This window comes from Virgibacillus tibetensis (assembly GCF_036026595.1).
Taxonomy (GTDB): domain Bacteria; phylum Bacillota; class Bacilli; order Bacillales; family Amphibacillaceae; genus Virgibacillus_P; species Virgibacillus_P tibetensis.
Genome location: NZ_JARZFX010000025.1, coordinates 1 through 25,701 on the forward strand (window position 1 = coordinate 1; position 25,701 = coordinate 25,701).

22 protein-coding genes and 1 pseudogene are annotated in these 25,701 nt (G+C 38.7%); 7 read left to right on the plus strand and 16 right to left on the minus strand.

Going from position 1 to position 25,701, the window contains the following annotated elements; all coding sequences use genetic code 11:
* Nucleotides 1-417 precede the first annotated feature (417 nt).
* Complete coding sequence (locus QGM71_RS20985; RefSeq protein WP_327609506.1) at nucleotides 418-639, minus strand: hypothetical protein; 222 nt, start codon at nucleotides 637-639, stop codon at nucleotides 418-420.
* A gap of 312 nt (nucleotides 640-951) precedes the next feature.
* Here QGM71_RS20985 and pdaB point away from each other — a divergent pair, with 312 nt between their 5' ends.
* Nucleotides 952-1,710, plus strand: coding sequence for a polysaccharide deacetylase family sporulation protein PdaB (pdaB, locus tag QGM71_RS20990; RefSeq protein ID WP_327609507.1), 759 nt, complete (start codon nucleotides 952-954; stop codon nucleotides 1,708-1,710).
* A 66-nt stretch (nucleotides 1,711-1,776) separates the two neighbouring features.
* Here pdaB and QGM71_RS20995 read toward each other — a convergent pair whose 3' ends face one another.
* Entirely contained in the window at nucleotides 1,777-2,412 is a 636-nt protein-coding gene (locus tag QGM71_RS20995; RefSeq protein WP_327609508.1) for a KinB-signaling pathway activation protein, read from the minus strand.
* 165 nt (nucleotides 2,413-2,577) lie between these two features.
* Here QGM71_RS20995 and gerD point away from each other — a divergent pair, with 165 nt between their 5' ends.
* A complete protein-coding gene (gene gerD / locus QGM71_RS21000) occupies nucleotides 2,578-3,195 on the plus strand; it encodes a spore germination lipoprotein GerD (protein WP_327609509.1) in 618 nt (205 codons plus the stop codon).
* A 182-nt stretch (nucleotides 3,196-3,377) separates the two neighbouring features.
* Here the strand turns inward: gerD and QGM71_RS21005 are convergent, their stop codons facing one another.
* Both QGM71_RS21005 and cwlD read right to left on the minus strand, forming a co-directional pair.
* A complete protein-coding gene (locus QGM71_RS21005; RefSeq protein WP_327609510.1) occupies nucleotides 3,378-4,436 on the minus strand; it encodes an Mrp/NBP35 family ATP-binding protein in 1,059 nt (352 codons plus the stop codon).
* Nucleotides 4,437-4,573: 137 nt separating this feature from the next.
* The gene (gene cwlD / locus QGM71_RS21010) at nucleotides 4,574-5,296 is read right to left on the minus strand and encodes an N-acetylmuramoyl-L-alanine amidase CwlD (RefSeq protein ID WP_327609511.1); all 723 of its coding nucleotides are present in this window, start codon (nucleotides 5,294-5,296) and stop codon (nucleotides 4,574-4,576) included.
* Between the two features lie 170 nt (nucleotides 5,297-5,466).
* On the opposite strand from cwlD, the gene QGM71_RS21015 reads away from it, so the two are divergent.
* On the plus strand, nucleotides 5,467-5,916 hold the full coding sequence (locus tag QGM71_RS21015) for a DUF948 domain-containing protein (RefSeq protein WP_327609512.1): 450 nt from the start codon (nucleotides 5,467-5,469) through the stop codon (nucleotides 5,914-5,916).
* A 59-nt stretch (nucleotides 5,917-5,975) separates the two neighbouring features.
* Here the strand turns inward: QGM71_RS21015 and QGM71_RS21020 are convergent, their stop codons facing one another.
* From QGM71_RS21020 to QGM71_RS21030, 3 genes are read right to left on the minus strand one after another with little or no spacing between them, the layout of a single operon-like run.
* Nucleotides 5,976-6,209, minus strand: coding sequence for a hypothetical protein (locus tag QGM71_RS21020; RefSeq protein ID WP_327609513.1), 234 nt, complete (start codon nucleotides 6,207-6,209; stop codon nucleotides 5,976-5,978).
* Nucleotides 6,196-6,654 carry a DUF948 domain-containing protein gene (locus QGM71_RS21025; RefSeq protein WP_327609514.1) on the minus strand — a complete coding sequence of 153 codons (459 nt, stop codon included), beginning with the start codon at nucleotides 6,652-6,654 and terminating at the stop codon, nucleotides 6,196-6,198. The genes QGM71_RS21020 and QGM71_RS21025 overlap by 14 nt, the downstream gene beginning before the upstream one ends.
* 1 nt (nucleotide 6,655) lies before the next feature.
* Nucleotides 6,656-7,138, minus strand: coding sequence for a DUF948 domain-containing protein (locus QGM71_RS21030; RefSeq protein WP_327609515.1), 483 nt, complete (start codon nucleotides 7,136-7,138; stop codon nucleotides 6,656-6,658).
* A gap of 128 nt (nucleotides 7,139-7,266) precedes the next feature.
* Between QGM71_RS21030 and QGM71_RS21035 the strand changes: the two genes are divergently transcribed.
* Nucleotides 7,267-8,118: a YihY/virulence factor BrkB family protein gene (locus QGM71_RS21035; RefSeq protein WP_327609516.1), complete on the plus strand. Its 852-nt coding sequence runs from the start codon at nucleotides 7,267-7,269 to the stop codon at nucleotides 8,116-8,118.
* 254 nt (nucleotides 8,119-8,372) lie between these two features.
* Here QGM71_RS21035 and QGM71_RS21040 read toward each other — a convergent pair whose 3' ends face one another.
* The 4 genes from QGM71_RS21040 to QGM71_RS21055 all read right to left on the minus strand — a co-directional run bounded on the left by QGM71_RS21040 (nucleotide 8,373) and on the right by QGM71_RS21055 (nucleotide 20,514).
* Nucleotides 8,373-9,617 carry an efflux RND transporter periplasmic adaptor subunit gene (locus tag QGM71_RS21040; protein ID WP_327609517.1) on the minus strand — a complete coding sequence of 415 codons (1,245 nt, stop codon included), beginning with the start codon at nucleotides 9,615-9,617 and terminating at the stop codon, nucleotides 8,373-8,375.
* Complete coding sequence (locus tag QGM71_RS21045) at nucleotides 9,614-10,288, minus strand: hypothetical protein (RefSeq protein ID WP_327609518.1); 675 nt, start codon at nucleotides 10,286-10,288, stop codon at nucleotides 9,614-9,616. Before QGM71_RS21045 ends, QGM71_RS21040 begins: the two co-directional genes overlap by 4 nt.
* 291 nt (nucleotides 10,289-10,579) lie before the next feature.
* A complete protein-coding gene (locus QGM71_RS21050; RefSeq protein ID WP_327609519.1) occupies nucleotides 10,580-11,137 on the minus strand; it encodes a DoxX family protein in 558 nt (185 codons plus the stop codon).
* 245 nt (nucleotides 11,138-11,382) lie between these two features.
* On the minus strand, nucleotides 11,383-20,514 hold the full coding sequence (locus QGM71_RS21055) for a carboxypeptidase regulatory-like domain-containing protein (protein WP_327609520.1): 9,132 nt from the start codon (nucleotides 20,512-20,514) through the stop codon (nucleotides 11,383-11,385).
* Nucleotides 20,515-20,983: 469 nt separating this feature from the next.
* Between QGM71_RS21055 and QGM71_RS21060 the strand changes: the two genes are divergently transcribed.
* Entirely contained in the window at nucleotides 20,984-21,196 is a 213-nt protein-coding gene (locus QGM71_RS21060) for a hypothetical protein (protein WP_327609521.1), read from the plus strand.
* 72 nt (nucleotides 21,197-21,268) lie between these two features.
* Here the strand turns inward: QGM71_RS21060 and QGM71_RS21065 are convergent, their stop codons facing one another.
* Nucleotides 21,269-22,483: a GNAT family N-acetyltransferase gene (locus tag QGM71_RS21065; RefSeq protein WP_327609522.1), complete on the minus strand. Its 1,215-nt coding sequence runs from the start codon at nucleotides 22,481-22,483 to the stop codon at nucleotides 21,269-21,271.
* A gap of 720 nt (nucleotides 22,484-23,203) precedes the next feature.
* On the opposite strand from QGM71_RS21065, the pseudogene QGM71_RS21070 reads away from it, so the two are divergent.
* Both QGM71_RS21070 and QGM71_RS21075 read left to right on the plus strand, forming a co-directional pair.
* Nucleotides 23,204-23,483 (plus strand): annotated as a pseudogene (locus QGM71_RS21070) (recombinase family protein).
* 123 nt (nucleotides 23,484-23,606) lie between these two features.
* Entirely contained in the window at nucleotides 23,607-23,765 is a 159-nt protein-coding gene (locus tag QGM71_RS21075) for a hypothetical protein (RefSeq protein WP_327609523.1), read from the plus strand.
* 115 nt (nucleotides 23,766-23,880) lie between these two features.
* On the opposite strand, the gene QGM71_RS21080 is transcribed toward QGM71_RS21075, so the two are convergent.
* The 4 genes from QGM71_RS21080 to QGM71_RS21095 all read right to left on the minus strand — a co-directional run bounded on the left by QGM71_RS21080 (nucleotide 23,881) and on the right by QGM71_RS21095 (nucleotide 25,599).
* Entirely contained in the window at nucleotides 23,881-24,255 is a 375-nt protein-coding gene (locus tag QGM71_RS21080) for a hypothetical protein (RefSeq protein ID WP_327609524.1), read from the minus strand.
* A 224-nt stretch (nucleotides 24,256-24,479) separates the two neighbouring features.
* Nucleotides 24,480-24,998 carry a hypothetical protein gene (locus tag QGM71_RS21085; RefSeq protein ID WP_327609525.1) on the minus strand — a complete coding sequence of 173 codons (519 nt, stop codon included), beginning with the start codon at nucleotides 24,996-24,998 and terminating at the stop codon, nucleotides 24,480-24,482.
* Nucleotides 24,995-25,309: a S8 family serine peptidase gene (locus QGM71_RS21090; RefSeq protein ID WP_407703072.1), complete on the minus strand. Its 315-nt coding sequence runs from the start codon at nucleotides 25,307-25,309 to the stop codon at nucleotides 24,995-24,997. Before QGM71_RS21090 ends, QGM71_RS21085 begins: the two co-directional genes overlap by 4 nt.
* A 41-nt stretch (nucleotides 25,310-25,350) precedes the next feature.
* Nucleotides 25,351-25,599: a GNAT family N-acetyltransferase gene (locus QGM71_RS21095; RefSeq protein ID WP_327609526.1), complete on the minus strand. Its 249-nt coding sequence runs from the start codon at nucleotides 25,597-25,599 to the stop codon at nucleotides 25,351-25,353.
* Nucleotides 25,600-25,701: the final 102 nt, after the last annotated feature.

Below are 25,701 nucleotides of genomic sequence, written 5' to 3' on the forward strand. Positions count from 1 at the left end.
TCAATATTTTCTTTTGTCGTTTTTTGCGACGAGATATAATTTACCATGATTCCTAATGATTGTCAATAGGTTTTCGAAAACATTTTTCAAGTAAGTCGTCCGTGTTTCTTAAATGGCAACAAAAAATAATATAGCATAATTATACTATAAGATCAATAGATAAGTAAGAAAACAGATTCCTTTATTAATTATAAATCATCTCAATAGGTGTAGAAGGCGTTCTTTTTTATTTGAAAGCAGTTGTTTGTAGTTGTGATTAAAGTTATTGTTCTGTCTAAAAAGAGGATGCGCTATATTTGTTAGTCCTGGAAGAGACTCGCCCCACTATAAGTGTATTGATTAAGGTAAAGGCAGGTTATCTAACGAGAAAGTCTGCCTTCTTATAGACTGCAGGCTAGTAACCAACCCCTCCTTCCCTTACTGATTTTCTCTTCGTCTCGGCATATACTTTAAACATTCTTGTTTACTTGCTACCCTGCGAAATAATTGAAATAAAAGTCGATACCTTTCTCTCATGGCCTGCTTTACTAAACCGTCGATTCGTTGATCTTCCAAGTCCATCAGCAATTCTTCCAGTTCACGCTTAAGCAGGTACTCAATCTCCTTTTGTTCTATTTCATTAATCAATAAACCTAACATGACGTCACCTCAATTTTTCAACAGTTAATTTTTTAAATTATCAGGTCCATTTTCCATACACTCTATTATTAAATCTTTTCGTAGTGATTGACGGATTTTGTCGGTTGCTGCAATATTTCTTCTTATTCCTCTAGCCAGGCACTTTCAAACCTATAGTTTTATTAATCATTACGTTTACTATTCCCAGACTTAATCTCTTTTCATCCATAATTAACTATTTTATTTATTTACATTAAAGGGACAACTAGTTCTTATTTGCTCGATATACTCATAATCTAAAAGAAAAGGACATGTTATTTAGGAGGTATAACTATGCAGCATTTTTATGTTTGGCGGTTTAATAGATGGAAGCGCTGGTTTGTTGTATTGGTCTTCGCATTGTTTACAGCTACTTTTATTTGGTTTGAAAGAGACGGCGCGTTCTCCGTTTTCAATCAGGATGAGTCAGCAGCATTAACAAAAGGGAACACCAATGAACCAAATATTGCCTTAACCTTTAATATTAGTTGGGGCGAAGAAAGAGTACATGATATCTTAAAGGAGCTAGAAAACAGGCAAGTCCAGGCCACCTTTTTTGTTAGCGGTGAGTGGGCAGAACGCCATCCTGATATTTTGGTAAAAATATCAGAAGGAGAACATGATCTTGGTATGTTGGGTTATCGTTATAAAAGCTACCTCGACCAAAAGATTGAAGAGGTTAGGAAAGATTTATTGCATGCACGGGAAGTATTTGGAAAGCTCGGTTATGAAGATTTAGATCTCCTGCGAACACCTAGCGGACATTTTAATAAGGAGATTATTGAACTGGCAGAAAATCTGAATTTCAAGGTTATCCACTGGAATGTAAATACAAATGATTGGAAAAACCCAGGTACTGACGCTATCGTGGACACAGTTATGAAGAAAACAACAAACGGTGACATCCTCCTGCTTCATGCATCTGATTCCGCAAAGCAAACTGCGAATTCACTAAAAAAGATATTGCCTGGACTAAGTAATAAAGGGTTTGTTTTTGTATCTGTAACAGAACTAATTAATCAGGCACACGCTGAATCTGATCTAGTAGAGTAAAACATAAAAATCCCTGATGAGAACAAACTATTCATCAGGGATTTTTTATATTTTCTTTTTCCACATTTATTTTTTTCGGTTTGTTTTTTTCTTTGTGTGCTTTGTTTGATCAGACCCACTGCCGCTTAAACGATGCAATACTAGTAGTTGATACGTATTACATGCCAGTAATGTGATAATCATCAGCCAGGCATAGTCTGTTCCCTCAGTAGTTAATCCTGGAATCCATTCTATAGTTGTCATTACAATCATTAAGAATAATGCAGGAACAAAGGCACGCTTATGCGTTTGTTTTGCTTTAATTTTAGCTATTACTAAACCATAGCCAAGAATTGCTGCTGACATCAGGATATACCACCACACAGAGACTTCGCCTTCGGTTGCTTTATATGGAAAATAAATTAAATCAAATAGGACAAAAGCAATTAATAATAGCTGAACAGTAGGCCAGTACGATTTAAAGATACCTAAACCCAACCGGTTAAGAAACAGATATGCAAAAAACCCAGTTTGACTAATTATACTGAACACCAAACCTAACCCTACAAAAAACACTACTAATCCCACTAATTCCATGAGATCAAGAGGATTTAAAATAGTTCTGTAGTCTTCTGCTTTTACGAAAAAGCTGGTAATTAGTCCTGCTAACCCTCCAAGAAATAATGTTTTAAAAAAGAAATTTACTAATTTTCGACTGTTCAAGACAATTTCCCCCTACTATATATGACGCCGTAAACGTTTCATTACAATTAAAACAAGGTCTTCCAATGGTATTCTATCACGCTGAAGGACTTTTTTCCTTATAGAAGCGAATATTTTTTAATTTTGTCACTCATATTAAGGATGTAAAGAAAGGAGGATTTCCTAATGATTCGTTTATTTTTAATACTAATTTCGGGACTATCCATCATCTTAATTAGTGCATGTAATGGCGGGAATGCCTCCGGTGAAGAAGCCGATTATGAGAAGACGAAAAAGATGGTGGTTGATATATTACAGACTGAAGATGGTAAGAAGGCATTGGGTGAGGTTATGGCTGACGAGAAACTGAAACAAGAGCTTGTTATTCAATCTGATGTTGTTAAGGATTCCATAAATGAAACACTCGTATCCGAGAAGGGTAAAGAAATGTGGACAAAGTTATTTGAAGACCCGAAATTTGTTGAGGGGTACGCTAAATCAATGGAAGATGAACATAAAAAATTAATGAAAAGCCTAATGAATGATTCGGATTATCAAGCGCAAATGCTTGAATTATTACAGAATCCGGAAATAACTGATCAAATGCTAAGCGTGTTAAAAAGTCAGCAATTCCGATCCCATTTAGAAGAAACCATCCAGCAAACGTTAGAAACACCACTATTTCAAGCAAAAATACAAGAAATATTGCTGAAAGCTGCTGAAGAACAAAGCAAAAAAGAAGGCGGTGGCGGACAATCCCAAGAAGGTGGTGGTGGTGAAGGTGGCGGTGAAGAAGGTGGTTAATTTACATTCGAGGTAGTCCATCATTTTAATAATAGGGGCTTGATGCCGACTACAATCAAAGTTTCTTAAATGGAATGGATAGGCGCATCATTCCTGTACTCCCCTTAAGCTGAACGTAGCCAATTTTTAGCTATCAAAAAAGAGGACGTCTACACCACTCTCCAGACGCCCTCTTTTGCTCTTTAATCCTCCATCTTTGCAATAACTTTTGCTGCTATTTTATGATATTCCTGTCCAATTGGATGGTCTTCTTGATAAATGGATGGTGCAAAAACATCCTCTTCTTCATATGGTTGCTGCAAGGGCAACTGTCCTAACACTTTTGTATTAAGCACTTCTGCAAGTTTCTTCCCGCCGCCTTGTCCGAAAACAAATTCTTTCTCTCCGGTATTCTTGCTTTCATAATAGGCCATATTTTCTACTACACCCAGGATCTCATGATCTGTTTTCAAAGCCATTTGACCAGCACGTGCTGCTACAAACGCCGCTGTTGGATGCGGGGTAGTTACAATTATCTCTTTACATGTAGGTAATAATTCATGGACGTCCATAGCAATATCACCTGTTCCTGGTGGCAGATCCAGAATTAGGTAATCTAAATCTCCCCATTCTACTTCTTTAAAGAAGCTGTTGATCATTTTACCCAGCATTGGTCCACGCCAAATGATCGGAGAGTTGTCTTCCACAAAGAATCCCATGGATATTACCTTTACCCCAAAACGTTCTACAGGGATTATCTTCTCCGCACGTACTGCCGGGCGCTCTTCCACACCCATCATGTCTGGAATACTAAATCCGTATATGTCTGCATCAATAATTCCTACTTTTTTACCCAGACGCATAAGGGAAATTGCTAAATTTACGGTAACAGTTGATTTCCCTACGCCACCTTTACCACTTGCGACTGCAATAAATTTAGTATCATTATTACCACCCATCAGGGACGCTTCTTTTTCCTTTTCTACTGCTGGTTGGTATTTTTGTATAATATCATCAGGCAACTGTTGGAAGCGCAGTCCTACAGTGGTTGCCCCATTTTTCTTTAGAATTCCAACAATCTCCTGCTGCAGTTGCATTTGTTTGCCTGTATTTAATTGAGCAATTGCAACTTTCACGCTGACATGCTTTTTCTCTTCTTTAATTGTAATCTCTTTTACGCCGTCTGTTTCTTCCAACGTTCTATGTATAAATGGATCTTTAACAGGATTAAGTAGTTGTTCGATTTCGTCTTTCGTTAACAAAATAAATCACCAGCCCTTTTCTAGCTATAGAGTCATTCTTATTAATTCCATCCATGGCTAGTATAACACAAATCACATAATATCTAAGTGATATGAATCATAAGAACAAACAGAACTTAGTGGAGGGTTATTGACACTCATTTATCGCTCTGCTCAAGATCTTCTGTCACGTATCTTAAAATTCCTTCGTAAATACTTGCTGACATTTTTTGCTGATAATCCTCCTGTTTCAATAATTCTCGCTCCACTTCATTTGACAGGAATCCTATTTCAACCAAGGCACCTGGTATCTCGGCATGTTTTAAAAGGTAGATACCATTAATAGCTAATGGGCTACGATCTGTATTTTCCATATTACGAATGATTTCTGACTGGATCATGCTTGCTAAATGCTTACTTTCTTCGAATTTAGAATAATAAAAGGTTTGTGCGCCACTCCAACGCGTGGAAGGGAGAGCATTTAAATGCAGGGTCACGAAAAAATCAGCTTTCTTATCATGAATAAATTGCAGCCGATTACGGATATCTTCCGCTTTTCTACGTGATAGTCCCTTGGTATCCTCTGACGCCAAATCATTATCATCTTCACGCGTTAAATAAACAAGAGCACCAGCCTGTTGCAGGTAACTCTGCAGTTTTTTAGAGACTGTTAACGCGATATCCTTCTCGAGAGTTTTATCCTTCCCCTGAGCACCACCATCCGGGCTTCCATGACCAGGGTCAATAACAATCGTTTGCCCGGACAACGGAAGAGACCATGTGCCCCAAGCAGCTTCATTCTGCTGAATCGGATATTGCACTAGAAACGCCAGTAAAATAACACCAATTCCCCATAAACCGAATTTGTTTATACGTTTCATTATCCCCGTTCCCTTCTAACTTAACTTTTACTATTTTATGGGACAAGGTATAGGAATATGACAATACATAATTGAAATTATCAAAGCAATACTAATATCAGGAACGTTTACAGACAAAATATTAGTGGTACTATTAAATAAGATATTACATATGGAGAGGAGATGTGCTAATGGATTGGTTAGGGATTGGCGTACTTGTTATTGGTTTAGCATTCTTGGTATTAGTACTTTTATTAATAAAGCCCCTTAATCGACTGGCAGGACTGTTTGGTAGTTTGCAGAAAACAACTGATCATCTGCCCCAACAGGTAGAGGAAATTACTACACAAGCAAAAGCCGTATTAGGTTCAGGAAATGATGCACTAAACCAAATTAATAACCAAGTTAAGGAACTAAGCCCATTATTTTATATCGCTGGTGATATTGGCAGGGCTACAAACCAAATGTTTGCTTCTTTGGCTGAAGCAGTAATAAAAATGGAAAGAACGACTGCAGAAGCTAATGATTTGACGCATCGTAAAAACCTGGAAGGACTTTATGGTGTACTCACACTAGGTTATTATGTTTTCCAGAGAAGTAAAAGTCACCTTTCTGAAACAGCAAGAAAACCGTTAATCTAAACAAAATGAGCAAGTTTCCAATCAAAAAACCCTACATTTTTATATGTAAGGTTTTTTATTTATTCGGCTACTTTATCATGAATATCTTGTTTAATACCCTTCAGCTGTCCAGCACGTCTAAAACCATCTGCATAAACCTTTCTTTCAAAACTTTTTAACGTATCAAACAGGGGTTTATTGCCTTCCAGTTTTAGTCGTTTGGTGTTGTATTGTCGAGCTATCCACCCTAATGAAAAGCCACAAACAGCACCAACTACTACAGGCGCTATATTTTCTGTGTTATTTTTGCTCATTTGAGTTCGCCCCTTCGGAATCAGCTTGCCTTAACTGTTTGCGTTTCTGGAGCCAGTAATAACCTAATGCAAATGTCCCATAGACTCCACCCAGTTTATTCTTTTCCGCAATTTCCTTACCGTTATCCGTTTTTGACTTGATCGAATCCGTAACATCTACTAAGGATGAAGAAAACTTTCTAGTAACATTCCCTACATCACCAACAATATAAAACAATGGACTCATCTGCTTTAACTTATCGTTTACATCGGCTATTGTGTTACTGCTTTGATGAATCAGGTTTCCCGTTTCTTTAAATACATCATCCAGTTGATTTGGTAGTTTTTCTACTGTTTTTTCGATCCCTCTAAGTATGCCAGCTAAATTATATAAGGTATGTGCAATAAAGAATGCCATAACCAAAAAAGCGATACCAATGATTAAAACGCCTATTCCCATTAACATGTTATCCCTCTTTCCCTGTTTGATTAAGTGGTACAATGTTTGTCTCTTTATTTCGAATCATAAGTTCATTTTTTTTATCTGGAGTCTTTTGTTTCCACTTAGAATATAACTGAAAAGCAGCTTCACTCCATGTAATTCCTTCGACAAATGGCTGGATTTTCTTCTCAAACTGTTCTGTTGAAAGCTTTTGATTACTATACGTACTGTTGAGTGTGTTAATCGAAGTACCTACATTTTCAGCTGTATCAAAAAAACTATCGGTCGATTTAAGTTTATCTTCCATATCATCAACCATAATTTCAGTTTCTTTTACCGCCTGCCTTAATTGCGGAGTAATATTATCAAGTTCTTTTTCTACCTCTCCTAAAGTAGACCCCAGGGTGTTTATCACCCCAGAAATACGATGGAGAAGGAGTGCGATGTATATAACTACAATTGTGAATGCTATGGCTATCAGCAAGGTAGAAAAGTATACTATTTCCATTCGATAAACCCCTTTCTTTAAAAGCATTATACCACTAGTTATAGCAAATAAAACGTTAGACGTTTTTACGATTGAATCGTTCCGATGCAGGGTATACGTACAGAAACCAACTAGTTGGAGGTACATATATGTCGAAACTAAAAAACTATATGAAAGATTTTTCAACAAAATTTAAAGAGGATAATGTTCCTGTACTGGCAGCTGCACAAGCATATTATTACCTTCTCTCTATTGTGCCTTTGTTAATCGTATGTTTTGCAATAATACCCTATCTCAACATAAATCCTAACGATGCTATTACCTTTATTGAAAATGTACTACCAAGTGAAATGGCATCCATTTTTGAAGAAAATATTGTAAGCCTGGTGGAAACACCTCGTGGCGGCTTGCTGACAGTGGGAATAATTGGTGCTTTATGGTCGTCTTCGGCTGGGATAAATGCGTTTATTAAGTCCACAAACGAAGCGTATGGTGTTGCTGAAACACGTAATTTCTTAGTAGTTCGTTTAGTAGCGCTTGGATTGACGATCGGTATGATTGCGGCCTTGGTAATTGCTATTCTTCTACCAGTCTTTGGAAATGTCATTTTAGGCCTTATTGAATCAATAACGGGAATCTCCGGTTCAATGCTTATCTTATTCCAGCTATTGAGATGGACGGTAAGTATTATTGTACTGACAGCTCTTCTTATTATGCTTTACCGTTTTGCTCCTGATAAAAAGTTACCTGTTAAGCATATTATACCAGGTGCGCTTGTGGCTAGCATTTTATGGCAAATAGTATCGTTGGGCTTCTCATTTTATGTTAGTAATTTCGGAAACTATTCGGCTACGTATGGGAGCTTAGGCGGTATAATTATTTTAATGATTTGGTTTTTCCTGACTGGGTTAATTCTTATGACCGGTGCTGTAGTCAATGTTTTGTACCATCGAAATTACATTCAAAAAGAGCCCGAACATCACCACGTTTCGAGCATGTAAATGGAGAGGCTGGGACATAACTAAATGGGAAGAATGAGAATCCGAACAATCGGAACTTAGCGTAGGCAAAATACGCAAACTCCTGTGGGAACAGCACGAGCTGAAGATCCACTGTGTGAAGTGCTCTTCTTCACACAGTTAGCTGAAGCCGTGCCCACGAAAAAGCGAAGTATTTTGCCGAAGCGATACATTTGCACAGGCGTTAATGTTCGGATTTCCCTGAATAATTCCTCTTTTGTCCCAACATCTCCTTCTTACCTCGATAAAAGGCCTGTTACGAAATGCCTGCTCCATCCCTCGTTATCCAAGGTAATAAGACTCTTCCATTTATGTTGATCCCATTTTATTGGTGTAATAAACGAAGCACCAGAACGAAACTGGCTGGTTGGCTCTTCTGCAACCCACTCCCCAGGAATTGCTCCACTGGTAATCTCGATCATAGTATCCATATGAATGCCTGTATCAACTTTTTGCTTTACTAGTTTACCTTCATTAGTCATTTTCCATGCATAACCGGCACCGATAACTTCATCAAATAGTACTGTAGCATCATTTGATTCATTCATTGTTATAGCCAGCGTCGCATGATATCCAGGCAACAAATCATCTATATCCGATTCCTGATCCAGCGCCACAGTAAAGGGGTAAATGCTTTCACTTGCTATCGCAAGCTCTCTGGGTGATTCATCCAACTCTTGGATAACCCCTTCAAGCAAAGCTTCCTTCTCTGTGACCTGGACTTCAACTGGGTACCCTTCTTCTATCAAGGTGCGTTCTTGTTCCGTCAACTGACCTTCTGCATGCAGTTCTGTATTTTCAATTGTAATTAGCGGGTCACTTAGCGATGCAGATAGCGATTTAATTTTACCTTCATACGGGCTCCCCACTATTATAGAATCACCGGTGGATTGTAGTGATGTCAGCTGAGCCTCCACACTTTTCAGCTCAGCTGCTTTTTGTGCAGCATCTTTTTCCTTTTCTACAACGTATTGCTCCTTCATTAACTCCGCCGCAATTGGTTCTTGAGGAAAATCAATTGTAATTTCCTGTTGTTCCTCTTCCGTAAATAAAGGAGATGCTGATGGTTGACTAGATGTATTAGGAATTTGATATGCATTCATTTGGGATATCGCCAGTTCTATAGCTGCGAGTTCACCGTTAATTCTCTCAACTTCCTGCATTAAGCCCGCTTCTGTCTCATAAAAGTTATCTATTTGATATGAATAAAGCGAGTCGCCGATATCAACTTGAGTTCCTTCTTCAGTTAGAAACTCTTGGAAGCTTCCTAAGTTCTTATTAAAGTACACATAGTCCTCTTTGACATAAGCTAACACTCCAGGAGTATAGAGCTTTTCGGACATATCTGATTGAAATGCCTCAGACCAGTTATTGATATAAGAAATTCTATCTACCTTATCTTCATCATCTAAATAAACTAATAAGAAGTTCAGTCCAATAAACAGCAAAATCGTAATCTGCATCCATCTCCTGCGTATCATCCAAACCACCCACTTATTATGTACGTATCTACAACAGCTAATAATGTACTTACAGACCAAAATATAAGGTGAAGCAAAATAACATTTACCCAAATCAGCCATTTTTTAGTGCCCGAAAAAGACGTAAGGTATTTAACCTGAAACCAAATAATCCAGAGCTGGAATAATGAAATTGCTCCGAAGAAATAGATCACCCATGGCACAGCTGTCAGATAGGATGCAATGATTCCAAACGATAAAGGAGATACATACCAATCCAACCCATTGAATAATGCTAACGGGATCCACAACAGCCGCTCAAGTAACATCACAGCAAGAACAAGCTGTTGCATAATTAGCAGCTTGCGATAAGGAATGTCTGTTAATAGGTAAAACAGCAGGGAAGGTATAAAAAGAATAAGCGCTGCTAGTATAATAGCGAATACCGCTCGGCCAACCATAAACCAAAACTTACTCTGCTCATACTCCAATGAACTTAGCCCAACTGCTGTCGGTGAAATTAGTGTAGTACCCATCCCAAGAAAAGCCATCCAACTGTAGACTGCCATACTAAATAGAACGAGTAATGCGCTAACTTTCCAAAGATTATAAATTTTCTCCGCCTTATGTATTCGAAATAAATGATCGTCCAGTGAAAAGAGGATTTTAAATACATTAATGTGATAAGTCATTTAGTCCATTCCTTTTCTGTATATAACCTGTTAAGTTTTCAGTATGTAATTAAGAGACTAAGAGATTTGTTTAACCATAAATAAGCTAATTTGATAAAGCATCAAATTCAACCCAGTTTCAGCTAAATGAGGGCTTGAAGCTTTATTTCTATTGTATTAATTTTAACTTAAATTCTAGTAAAGTTCTATGGTTTTTGTAAATTACTGAAATAACAGGTAAATGTCCCTACCAAATCGGCCACCAAGTTTCAAAAATGGCACTCCCATCATTGTGGAGAATGCCATTTTCCCTTATTTCCTCTTTATTGTCCAAGGTGTTCCCAAGACAGGTAATGCCCAACGATCAACCCCATACCATCCAGCAACTTTCCATGCCAGAATTAATACGATCGCAATCATAAACATTACAGGATTCGTGCTGACCGTACCTGCAAGCAAAAATGACATATTCATTAATGCACCAAAAAACGCTGCGATACCGGTCAACAGGCCAACTATTAATCCAATTCCTACTAATACTTCACCCCATGCAATCATATAAGAAAATGCTGTCGCATTAGGTATTACAAAGTTCTCCAGGAACCAGGCATACCAACCCGCAACTTCACCTGCTTCCGCTCGGGAAACAGCACGTTGCATAAATCCTTCTACTGCAGTGCCGGCATTTTCACCAGTCCATACATCAGAAGTAACTTTTCCAATACCAGCAACCAGCCAAGTATACCCAAGATATACCCTTAAAATAAGCCAAATCCAAGCTGATTTTGTGTTTGTAAACAACCATCTAGAGAGTGGGTTTTCCTCCACAATTACTTCGCTGCCAGATCTCTCTGCATTTATATCAACCATGTATACACTCCTCATATGTTAGTAAGATTGCTATAATTACTTCTACCCCTCTCTTATAACTAAATAATCTAATTTTCCCATAAACTACCTATGCTTAAACGTACCATAATTCTTCCCATATAGTAAGCACATGGTCTAAAACACTAGCAGCGCAACAAATGATTATATAAAGTAAAAAGAAAATTAGCGCTTAACCCTCTCTAAACTAAAGGGCGTTAAGCGCTAACTATTTGTTCAGATACTTACTAACGCTTCCCTGGATTTCCCGGCTTAGGCACGACAATGACGTGCATTTGACTGTTACTTCTTACAGTTCCTGCGAGATTTACCGCTTCCGCATCAATTTTATGGGAACCAAGAGCAAGTTCCAATTCTGCTGTAAATACTCCTTCATTGTTTGCGGTTACTTCGGCTAATACTTCCTCATCCTCCAAAATGCGAACAGTGACACCTGGATCTGCATAACCTTCAATAATTACCTCTTCTTGATGGAAACGTTCATGTTCTGTTTTCCATTCAGGGGGATTAGGTAATTCTACTTTTGCATCCCTAGCCCATTCAATCGCCTGTACAAATAGTGTTTTCCCATCTTCAGTCCAACCTTGTTCAGGTCCGACCATATTATTGACGGAAAAAGCTGATAGCAAGAGCTGTACATGCTTATCGCTTTGGAACTCATAACCGATAGATGACCCTTTTTCTTCTCCATCTACAGTTACGTTTCCAATAACTACTCCTTCATAGCCTTTAAAGGTAGCATAAGGACTTTTCTCTGCTAAAATTTGTATCTCTGACTCAAATCCGTGTAGGATAGGGTGTTCATTACCATCTGCGTTAATGGATACACCACCTTCATCATATCCTTGCTGATCTTGCGTTGGATATCCAACTGCTTTTGCCAATAAGTGAATAGAACCACTATCTACGCCCCAAGTATCCAAGAATACAAGACTGGTTTGATGCTCATTACTCTTTTCTAGTAAGGCATTAACATCCTCTTCGCTTCCTTTATTAGCATTTACGATAATAACATCGTAACGATCCATATGATCAATCACAGTCCAATCCACTGGCTCTGCAGCTAGCTCATGATCATTCAGCAAGGCGCTAAGTCCACCTTTATAATCGCCCAAGACCCCTATGTTGAAAGCACTAATGGAGACGTTCAACTCACGATCTTGACCACTCTCAATTTCAATTTCCTGTGTTACAGAATGGTACCCATCTTTTGTAAATGTAACCGTATAATTTCCTTCTAATAGATCTGAAACTTCATACTTACCGCCTGCATCTGTTACGACCGACCAATCCATTTTATGCTCTTTTGAGGTAACATGGACGGTAACCTCTTCCAATCCTTCTTCAGTGGAATGATTGGTTACTTGCCCATGCAAGGTCATTTGCTCAGATCGCTCAAGTGTAAAGTTTAACTCTACACTATCTCCTATTTCCTCAACCTGAACGGTCTCCTGAACAGGTTCATAGCCTATAGCTGTTACGTTTACTTGGTGCTCGCCAATACCAACCCCAAGTGTGTAACGCCCTTGATCATTCGTTTGTGTAGACGCACCTTCTCCGTCAACCGTAATACGCGCCCCTTGAATTGGGTCCCCACTCTCATCTTCCACAACACCTGTTAATTCACCAAGTGAAGCAGTCATGGCCCAATCAATTGAATTAAGATAAATGGTACGAGCATTATCTGTCCAACGATCTTCTGGATGTCCATATGAGCTTGAAGAGAGACTTCCCAGTAATACATGTACGTGATTACTTGAGCGGAAATCAAACGCTAATCCCCCACCTAATCTCCCCACATCCTCATGCACAACATCAGCTATTGTTGTTCCACTATAGCCCTCAAATACGGCATATTGCTGATTATAACCTTCTCTTTCAAGCAACGGAATAGTATCTCCAGTATTAAACCCTCTGAATATAGGGTGTTCTTCCAATACCTCGTACTGTACACTGTTTGGAACATAACTATGGGAGGATTCGTTTGGATCACCTAAATAGTTTTCTAAGTGACTTATCGATCCATTACCCCATTGACTAGTAAATACCATACTAACTTGTGCTTCATCCGCAGCATCAATTAACCCTGTGAAATCAGATTCTGCCATACTTTGTCCAGAGTCATTAAATATGACTAGCGCAAAGTCTTCCATATTTTCCTTCACTGCCTCATGTTCATTACGATTAAACGCAGTCACTTCGTATCCGTTGGCTTCCAGAAATGGTATCAGACGATTATGGTTTAAGGATGATGCAATTAAAGCAATTGCTTCTGAATCATCCATTAAAATTGTCGTGTTTGTTATTTCACCTGTTTCCACTGTAACGTCAACAGTTTGCGGTTGATAACCTGAAGCAGTTACACGAACTTGGTAATCCCCAGCAGGAACAGTAACTGTATACTCCCCTCCGGCATCTGTTTCAGTGTTAAGTGGTGTATCAAGAACTTCAACGTTAGCTCCCTCAATTAAATCACCAGTAGAAACAGATCGTACTTCTCCTGCGATTTCCCCGGCATTCTGTGATTGTAAAATAAAGGTTTCTTGTGAAATTTCACCATTTACAATCTGAACTTCAAACGTCTCTCCATCATGCCCAAATGCATCTATTTGCAAGGTATAGCTGCCTTCATCCAGGCCTACGAAAAAGTTTCCTTCATGATCTGTTTCTATTGTTTCCCCTGTTTCTGTTACTGATATTTGAGCTTGAATTGAACGATCCAGGTCATTTAGGACACTGCCTCTAAGTTCCCCAGCATAACTATCTTCGTGGTCAATTGCCCATAAGATTGCATTCGTTAAAATCCGCTCTCTGTTTTCATCAAAGTGAATACTCTCCGAATGGAAGTTATGACCTATTGTCATACCTGCAAGCAGTACTTCCACACTATTAATTGTACGACCTTTATAACCAACCATATATCCTTCTTCTTCTAATCCGGAATGATTATAATCAGCTAACATCGTACCACTGTACCCATCAAAACCATAATAGTATCCAGATTGACTGGTAAATTCAAATGAATCTTCTACTCCCTGAAAAATCGGATGATCTTCCAGTATTTGAGCTGTCATCGTACCAGATCCACTACCTCGGTATTCTATACTTGGGTTACCTGTATAATCTACCAAGTAACGAATGCTTCCACGTCCTCCATGCTGTCCTGTCCATATAACAGATGTTTCAGACTCATCTAATGCTGATACAAAACGTTTAAACATTTTTTCATCTGGTATTAAACTATTATTGTAGTCAGAATTTGCAAAGACTACATCCACTTCTTCCAGCATATCTAAGTCATCATAGAACATAGAAACTGTGTTAAATCCACGATCTTCCAGGTAATCCGCTAATGATGTAGCTGATGAAGATTGCGAATCAACTACAATTCCAACAGTAGGTGATGGCCTTAATTTAATATCGACTTGTTTTGTTTCACCAGCACCAATTTCTATTATAATATCTTCCTGTACAAAGTCTTCTTTCGTAATACTCAGTTCATACGTACCTGGCTCGAGGGCAGATATCGTATATCCTCCCTGTAAGTCAGTCGTTGCCTCACGGGGATAACCAACAACATCAATATGAACGTCCTCTAATCCATTAATAGATAGACTGTTTGTTACAACACCCTCAATTGATCCAGCATTCTCTTTCACTTCCAAATCAACCGTCATTGCTTCTAGCGCCTCATCAACTGTAACGTTGAAGGTTTCTGTTTGATAACCAAACGATGTAACTGTAACTTCTGCATCGCCATCTAAACTAGCTATATTAAAATATCCATCTTCTGTATTTGTTTTCTCTGTTAAGCTTTTTTCGTTAATAGTGACTGTAACTTCTGCATCAAGCGGGTTTCCATCGTTGTCCGTTACTGTTCCTTGTACAACATTGAAATTTTCATACGCTGCCCAGATAACTGCATCCTTGAACATATTGATTCCTGCTTCTGTATAGTCTTCGCCTGTATGACCAAATCCAATACTATGACCACTCATTAAAAGTTCAAGACTTTCTTCCGTACGTGGCTTGTAAGCTACACCTGGCCCATGTGACTCTTCATTTTCTTCATGTTTAATTGCTGCTAATATAAATCCGTCATACCCATCAAACGTAGCTACCCTGCTGCCGTCCGGATTTAATATGTTAACCGCATCACCTGCATCTGCATCTCCAAACACTGGATGGGATTCATCAATAACATATTGTGCAGAACTGGATCTTATATTAAGTGTTTGCTGACTTTGAGGATTATCTCGTAACCCTACAAGGTTTCTGATACCGCCACCACTAAAATACTGATCGCCATATATGATACTTACACCATGATCATCTGCAGCTTGCTCAAATAAGTCAAAATCAGCCTTGCTCAGTCCACTTTCATTATTAAAGAAAACTACATCATACTGCTCTATTTCCTCTGTTAACGCAGTCGTTGAACTATAGTTGGTTACTTCAATATTGAAATCTCCCAATATGTGAACCAACGTATCGTCACCATATGCTCTATCACCAATCACTGCAACATTCGGCGCTGCATTTAATGCTTTATTTAAACCAATCGGCACACCAACGACTTCTACTTCTTCTGATTCCAAAACATAGTCAGCATGGATAAATTCTATTGTATATACCGCTTCACTTAAATCGGATAATTCATAGTATCCATTATCTGAAGTAGTTGCATCGCTGACAACCTCCCCGTTGTCATCATAAAGTTTGACTTCCACATTCGAGATCGGATTAGATGTAATTGCATCTGTTATATCTCCTGAAATCCTACCTTCATTGGATGGGACTAACTCTATTGTCTCTGATATCACATTACCCGCTTCAAAATGTAATTCGATTGTTTGCGTTTCATAACCAGTCTTACGCACTTCAACTTCAAATGTTCCTTCATCATGGAATAAATCAAATTGCCCGTCATCATTAGATTCCACAAACACACCTGTCTGTCGAACTTCAATTCGTGCATCTAATGAATCACCGTTTTGATCTACTATCTGGCCTGTTAGTTCCCCGTACTGTGCATCTGCCACCAGATAGGAAATACTATTTATTAATAAATCATGTTGTGCTTTTAACCAATGTTGTGTCGGCATATTCCACGATGCTGCGGTATTGGTAGATAGTAAGAAGTGAGCACTATTTTGTGATACCGCCTTATAAGCTACTCCAGTACCTACATCACCCAGTCGTTGGCTGCCTAAGGCCGCTAAGTTCCTGCCAGAAAAGCCATTAAACCAAGAGCCTTTTCCCCTATTCATAATACTAATTCGATCGCCTACTTCATGTTCCCCAAAAACAGGGTGATCCTGGTCTATGACAATCGATATTGCAGAATCATTAAAATCGCTTTGGACTGTACGTGGATCATTGTAATAATCAGATAGTTGTTGAATAGAACCGTAACTTGGCCCCCATGCCTCTGTGAATACAACACTCACATCATTTATTTTAGCTGTCTCGAGCAGCTCATCCATTTCTGCTTGGTCAGGCTTCTTACCACCTGAAGTATAAGCTCCGTTTAAATATAGTACTTGATAATTTTCTAGTTCATTTAGTATTTTGTCCCATTGCTGTTCTTCAGCAGGGATCCCGTTACGATTTAATAGGGATGTTATTGCGTGATCATAATCATCTAGCACCGCTACATCAATTGGGGCCATTTGCACCGTTAACTCTTCACTCTCGTCAGCATGTACTTCTATTGTAACTTGCTGATTAACATATCCACTAGCTTCAATTATAACTTCATGGATTCCGGCAGCAATTGAATCAAATGTGAATGTCCCATCCGTAATTGACCTTGTCTCTATAGAAGAACCCTGTATTCGAAGTAAAGCATCCTCTACAGGCTCTCCGCTTCGTTCATTTATAATCGTTCCAGATACTTGTCCGTCACGAACAGTTTCTAGTGAATAGGTGTTTTCATGGGTAAACCCAGAACGAAACGTCTTTTCTTCAATCACTTGTTCCAACCCATACTTCGTTACTTTAACGTCATATGTTCCTGGCTGAACAAGCAATTCAAAGTTGCCAGTTTCATCTGCTTCTGCTTTTATATCTGTACCGACAATGCGCGCAACCCCTTTAACAGGTTGACCATCTGCATCAGTTATTGTTCCAGCTAGTCCTCCTGGAGCTTCGTACACTGTAACTCCTGCTTGCGTTCCGACAATAACTTGCCCGGCATTGATCGCTGGCGTGGAGGAACTGGAAGCATCTAATAACCATTCCGAAACTATTTCCCCATTAAAAGTATTAATTGCTTTTAATGTATTTGAGCTATCTGCCATAAACAAAATTCCATTACTTGAGACTGCACCATTGTTTACTGTTGTGTTCACTGCTTTATTTTCCCATAATAATGCTCCTGTAGACTTATCAAATGCTTTTAACACTGGCTTGGCTGCGGAGCTTGCAATGATTGCATCACCGTAAACAATTGGTGAAGCCGCTTGCGTGTCCCCAATACCATCTGCATTCCATACTTCTTCTCCAGTTGAAGCATTTATAGCCCAGAGTGTTCCGTTTCTACTAGTAAAGTTAGTGCTAAAAGCATACACTGTTCCATTCTCAATTACTGGATGGGAAGCAAATCCTTCTCCACCAGCTTCAAATGTCCATAGTTCACTACCGTCGTTTGTTGACAAAGCATGTAATGTAGCACCTTCATACGTACCAATTAAAAGCACACCGTCTGCCACTGCTGCACCAAAATAACTGCCAGATGGTACAGTTGTTGACCATATATCATTACCCGATTCACTATCTAAAGCGGAAACGACTGTATTGTCATTAATTGTAGAACTAACATATAGAATTCCATCCTCATAAAGAGGGGTTTCATATACAGGTACGTTTTCCAGTTCTTTTTCCCAAAGAATTGTACCCGTATCTATTTCCAATGCGTATAAAGCTCTATTTTGTCCTGCTGTTACAAAAACCTTCCCATCTGCAATTGTAGGTGTACTGCGATTAAGCTGACCAGTTGAATACTGCCATTTTTCTTCTCCTGTATTCTGATCAATTGCCTGTACACGGCCTTGGTCAGTTACTGTAATGATCGTGTCCTCATTTACAACCGGTGAAGAAAACACGATATTCCCTGCTGTATTAAAGGACCACGATTCCTCTAAATGCTCCACAGAAATATCCTCATTTGAGAATGCATTACGAGTTAAATTGTTATTTGCTGTCACCCAGTCTGCATCAGAAACGGCAGTACTATCTGAAACGGTGACGATTACTTCACTTGCTCGATTCACTTCAATAGTCTGTTCTTTACTCGTAATTCCCTGACCAGATACCGTGAGATCATAAATCCCTTCTGGAATATTTATAAACTCAAATTCTCCACGTTCATTGGTTCTTGCAAACTCAAACGGTGTTCCTAGTATATTTACATATGCATAAGGAACAGGTGTCCCATCTTCTTTTTCAACTAGACCGGTTAAATTATAGCGCGCGGCCTCTGAGAGCTGCCATGTTACTTCGGCTACTTCCCCTTGCTCTATCGTTATTGTTTCATCATTTGAGTAATAACCAAATGCTTGTAGCGTCACATTGTATGTGCCTTCTCTAATTTTAAACTGAAAAGACCCATCCTCTGCAGTTTGAACATGAATATTCTCTTCTTCAATAACTATTTGTCCTGCTATACCATCACCGTTACTGTCAAGCAACTGCCCCTGTACCTCACCTGCAAAAGCAGCTTCAGTGACAGCTTGATACGCATTAACTATTCCGCTTCCATATGAGTCATTCGGTAATTGACCCATATGACTTTCTGATCGTGCCGTATTTTTCATTAACTGCTTTACTTCATCAATACTGTAGTCAGGGTTGGCTTGCATAATCAAAGCTATTACCCCTGCAACATGTGGTGTTGCCATGGATGTTCCACTGATTGTATGGTAGCCATTCCCTGGCCAAGCAGAGTATATTTCCCGACCAGGTGCAGAAACATCTGGCTTCACGTACCGTTCTCCATTCCAAAAAACCGGACCTCTGCTGGAAAAACCTGCAGCTTGATCACTACTATCCGTCGCTCCGATAGCAAATGAATCAATAAAACTTGCTGGTGAACCAATTGTTTGCGAACCTGGCCCATCGTTCCCAGCAGCAAACAATGGAAAAATACCAGCCGCTACCCACGCCTGTACATCATCATAAAAACTCACATTATAGGTATTAGAATTGCCCCATGAATTATTTACGACATGGGGTGCATTTGCTGGATCTCCACCTGGGGCCATAAACCATTCGAATGCCTGATGAATAGCAGACTCTGTTGTACTGCCACTATCGGTAAATATTTTCGCTGCAATCCATTCGGCGCCAGGAGCAACCCCTACCGGTTCTCCTTCCCCACCACCGACCGCTGTACCAGCCACATGTGTTCCATGACCATTACCGTCTTTTGGTGTCTCATAACTGTGACCTGATAGATCAATCCAAGAAGAAGCATGATCCCCATTACGACCACGATAATTTTCTTTTAAGGCTTCATGTTCTCCTTCTACCCCCGTATCCATTATTCCAACAACAATACCTTCCCCATCTATGCCATACTCTCCCCATACATCTGTAGCATTTATTTTTTCAAGACCCCATTCTGGCAGCCTTGGTGATGATTCCTCTACCGTTACTTCAGGGACTTCATATACTTCATCTAGTAGAACTCGTTCTACATCATCACGTTGGGATATTTTATTTAATGCATCTTCAGATAATTCAGCAGCTACTCCATTAATTATCCATAAGGGCTTAATTTTAAATGCTTGTCCATTATTTTCAAACATGCTTAAATTCTCAAGCACTCCTGCTTGAGATTTACTTGCAACATCTTTCAATCGCTCTTGAACAATTTCCAAACGCTCTGTACGATTGGAGGCGTTTGCAGCATCGCGGAACATTTTCACCTTATCCTGCTGCTCCTTCATGCGAATAATTACAGCAACTGTATCCTCTTCTTCTAAAGATTGAAGAATTTTCTTCTCTACCTTACCATTCGAGGTAAAGTCTTTTTCATCATACTGATTTTCATTCATTTCTTCTAATGTATCTTCAAACTGAGGATAATTTATATCCAGTCCGTCGATTAATCGTGGTAAACCATCTTCTTCTGGAAACTTAACATCATAGGATTCCTCAACTTCTTCCACGCTTTCGCCGGATTCCAGATTCTGCTCAAGTTCTCTTTCTAGCTCTAAATCTTCCTCTAATGTGTTAATATCAAGACTTGTGGTACCTTCTGCGCTTGCAATCTGAGGTGTAATTAATGAAAGTATCAACATAAAGATCATCAACAAAGCATAAAACTTTTGATGCCTATGTTTATGAACTCGCATTTACATTTCCCCCTCGAATATTCAGACTTTAATTAATACAGTGAATATTAGCACATCGGTAAATGCAAGACAATATAGAAACCTGCAATTGAATCGATAGAACTAGACAAAACAGTAGGTATGATATAGAAGTTTTTTACACCAAACGAGGAAATAGTTCAAAAGATGCAGGTAATTACACACAGTGATAGGTGCAAGTTTGGAGGAGAGTATGTGATCAAAATAACCACCTGGAAATTTGCAGGACCTCTTAAAAGCCGATGATTACATTTATCGAAATGGCCCTACCAGAGAGAATCTACAATTATTATAAAGATACTAGTAAAGAGATATTTAATAAGTTTTATGCGACGTTTTCAAGGGAAATAGTTACTTACAATATAAATCGCACATTAAAAGGGTAATGAGTTCCCCGGATACTTATTTGATTAAGTATCTACTATGTAAATTACAAAGGCTGGTGAACATCATGACAAACATTTTAGAAATTGCCCAAAACAATAAGCTTAGCTTAATTGAAGTCAGCATACTTGTAGAGCTTGATAAGAAGTATCCTAGAACGGTATCAATTGATGAAGTAACTACTAATAAAGCGTATTGGAAGATAAAAAAAGGTGTTCAGAACTTAATTGCAAAAGGATTTGTTGAGGAAGAATTTAAAAAATATAAAATTAGAAAGTGAAAAAAAGGCCCTCAACCAATGTTGGTTGAGGGCCTTTGAACATAGATGTATTAACCTTCACCTTTTGAATGGCTAATAAAAATCCGCAAAATAAGTTTGCTGGATTGGTATGAGCTGTTCCAGTCGTTTGATATCCGCTAATTCATCCTGCAGGAGTCCCGCTTGGTAAAGTTCCATAGGGCGCTTATACCCGAGAAGTAATGAAGTGAGAAGCTGAATCGTACAATGTATTCCTGCTTTACATTGATCAACATCTTCTAAGAAAGTTACACTAACTCCTTTGTTTGTATACTTCAGTTCATATACACCGCTATTTTCCGGCAAAAAGGAATCTTCTATATGCAGGAGTAAAGGAAGCGACCGAGCTAAATCCTCATTTATCTCAAATGGATACTGTTTTAAAAAGTTCTCAACATCCACTATTCTTGCCATAAAAAAGGGTTCTATTTTCTGTTCAAAAGTTGGTTCATCTATTAGAAGTGAAAGGTTATCATTTTGTGGCACAATCATATTTACCTTCTGAGCCATTGAATCATGATTTGCGATAAATTGAAGTAATAACTTCCACCCATCTACCGAAGTATAAGCCATATCATTTACGGTCAAGAGATTATCCTTTACTTGATAAATAATATAGCCTTGCGCTTCCCCATTATCATTATATGCAACAGCGATATGTGATTTATTTTTTAAGACACGTTGGGTCCACCACTTTTCATCTCGTTCAAGCATCCCGGTAAACCTAGTTGCAAACTGGGTGTAGATGCTATGCAACAAAGGAACATCAGGATCGATCCTATTAACATATCCTTTTACATCCCAAACTTTTTTTAGGTTAGTTAGTGGGACCGAATAAAGTTTGTTCACAAACGTGAGCTCCCATCCATATTTTCTATAAAAAGAAATAGAAAACGGATGAAGGAATGAAAGGGTTTGTCCGTTTTTCTTCATCTCTTGAAGAGTATGTTTCAAAAGATGTTTAACCATTCCCTGCCTGCGGTATTCCGGCCATGTTGCAACAGCACTTATACCACCCATTTCAAACAATTCACCATTAATATAACAAGATAACGGAATAAGATGTAGTTTTGCAGCTAATTTGTCTGCATCCATCCACCCCCAAATTGTATGGCGCTCCGCCTCTTCACATTTTTTAGTTAACTCTGCTTCTGTTAACTCGTATTGAAAAGCGAACTGAGACAGTGAAAAAATCGCTTCATAATCTTTCTTTACAGTTAGTTTTTTTATACTTTTAATAGTGATTCCCCCATTCAGCGGTCGGTCCACTTTATCCCGCGCTTGTTCGGCTTAATCCCGTGTTCAACACGCTTCATTCAGCGGTCGACACTTTTAGCGTGTAAATCGTCCGATCTGGTGCAGCGTGACTCGCACGCTTTAGGATGGCCCGATTCCGGCACTAGGACGTCCTCGAAAAGGAAGATCAGCTTTTCTTCGTGCGATGTATCGCTGATGATGTAGCTTTCCCTGTCCTGTCCGTCGTTCTTGCTATCAGAGAGTTTTATAGACGCCAAATTTCTTATCTCTAAATAAAGACGGGAGTAGATTCTGTCTTTAGTGTTTAATAGCTAATTACCATATAGTCGATCGTTACATCGTGTATCTAGATTCTATAATAGGAGCTTATCATAAAAAGAAATAAGCAATTTATATTATCCCTTACCTTATAAAACTCAGTTAAATTTGTCAAGAAACGGCGGACACTCGCTCTGGTAATGATATAGCCATGAATGGATACATATTCTTAACCGAACATTTAATGAGCAAACCTTGTAGGGGTTCAAGTTATTTTGAGCTGTTATTCTGTAGTCAAATGACTTTAGACAGAACAAAAGCGGAAGGGCACTAGGTGGTGGGCGCTTGCCCAAGGTTTGTAAAATTAACCATTGTTAAGACAACACAGTATCTATTAAGCTGTTTCTGACCATCTAAAAGTGTTAACTTTTATACGCAAAAGGAGTCGTTCTCGTGAAATTTGGATATGCGCGGGTGTCAACGGTCGGCCAGTCACTCGAAAGTCAGATTGAACAGCTGAAACAATCCGGCTGCGAAAAGATTTGAGGAAAAGGAACCCGGTACCAGTACCAAAAAGCGTAAAGAGCTGGAAAACCTCATGGAGATGCTTCAACCAGAGGATGAGATTGTGGTCACAAAGATTGATCGCCTGGCAAGGTCGATTATTGACTTAAATAAACTTGTGGAGGAATTGAACACTAAAGGCGTAAGTATCACCTTCTTAAAAGACAACATGACGTTTACGGCTGGCTAGCAGAAAAACTCCATGCAATCTTTAATGTTTAACGTTCTAGGCTCTTTTGCCCAATTTGAAGCGGATCTGATCAGGGAATGCACCGGTGAAGGACGCGAATGAGCGAAAAAACAGGGGAAACACATGGGGCGACCATCACGACCTAAAGCGGATTTAGATCGTACCATAAAACTTTACATGGATCGTAAAAATAATCAAATGAGTGTGAATGATATTCTGAGACTTACTGGGGTACCAAGAGCAACTATTTATCATAAAACAAGGGAAAGAAATGAAATTTAATTCATTTTTATTTGGAAGCAACTTCTGCCACACATTGTATGTTTTATTAATCAAGGAGACTTTCTCACCCATAGAGAAAGTCTTCTTATCGTGCTGTAATGCAGTTATTTAGTTCCTATTTTTCTACACCATGAAGTTCAAATAATTCTTCCGAATCATAGAGTTCCAAAGTTGTCTCTGCGTTAAAGCTCATCATGCCAAGATCGGAATTTACGATTTTAGTCAAATGATTTAATGCTTCATCCGTCCGGTGCTTTAACACTAAAGCATCTACACAACACGAACTTAAAACTTTAGGATCCTCGCTTTCCATTAGACTGTCCAAAACGTTCTTTGCCAGCTCTCTGTCTTCCTTCATTATCTTGCTGATTTTCAAAAGTTGATCTGAAGAGCGATTCCCTTTTTTATAGTCCCCGGTCTCTTGTGTATCTGCCAATATAATTGCATGTTTTTTATATTCCTGTACAAGAAGAGATGTATCTTGTTTCACCTTAATCATCCTTATCCTACTGATATCTTTTTAAAATTTTCATACCATAGTCATATTGATACTTATAACTCTTACCTGATAACCATTGTCTAACCGTCTTTCCTCCCAAGATTGCAGGATTGGAATTATAATGCCCCGTAATTTTTACATGTACTCTTTTTATCAATAGCTACAACATTCTTTGTATTGTGTATACTACTGGAACTAAATCCTGATCTTGAGATTTATGATTGTTCAACAATATGATGCCAGTGTTTGTTTTTACCAGCAGGACCCAAAAATCTCTTTTGGGAAGTGAAGCTGGTAAAACCTCTGTGAACAGCACTGGACGCAGCTCTAGTAGCTACCGTTCTTACTACTGTTGCGCCAACAATATATACGAATACAGGAAGAGCTGAGGCCTGTAACTCTGTTGTGTTTACTTCATAAATTTCTCCTGTGTCTTGGTCAACAATAGTTGCTGTTAATTCCTCAATGAATTCTGATGTCATCTCTTCTTCAATAGTTTCTAAAGACTCTTCTATTAATAAATCATACTCATGAAACAGTTCTTCATAATATTCTTCAAACGAATCCTCAAATGACGCCTCAATTTCGTCGACCCATTCTGCAAATTCTTCATCCTCCAACTCAAGGAGGTCAACTTCACTCTCCTCTTTATCATCAGCCAGCACGTACGCATAATTAGGTAGAATTGTAGAAATCATCATCACTACCAGAAAAACAGAAAGAAACTTTTTCATTTAACCATCCCGTTAAAATTTATTATTTCGTGCCCATATTCTCTGTTAAAGTCTTTATCTCCAAGGTTCTCAACATTTCCAATTAACAAGTTTCTAATTTCTTTTTGACTAAATTTTTCCTTTGATTCGCTTAGAAATTCGCCGATTAAGCCGGAAGCATAAGCAGTTGCAAAAGAAGTTCCGTCAAATAAAGAATATCCGCCAGCACTATTTGTGGATAATACATCCACCCCGGGTGCCGCAAAGTCTATTTTTCCTTTTGCGGACGAGCTTGCACGATTAAAGTCTTTATTGACCGACGTAATTGAAATAACACTGTCATATCTGGCTAATACCGGAGTTTAAAGCACCCTCAATTGCCCTGTCCTTGATAATCAGGATGAACGATTATATCTTCCATATATCCGTGCTCTAAACCCATTCCACATACATAACCAAAAGCAATCAGTTTATTATTTTCATCCCTAACTCCAACCCAGAAATTACAGAGTTCAAACAAGGATGGGTAATCTTTATCTCGTCTGCCCCAACCAATAAGTGCTCTTAATTCTGGTACTTCATTATAATAAATTGGAATGTTTATAGTTACCTTATAGTTCATTTATATTCCCTTCCCTCGAACCTGAAATAAAATCCTGCACTACTTAAGATTGATGCTTCCACTAAACTGACCCTTTACTTGAATAGCTCATATTGGTTTAAT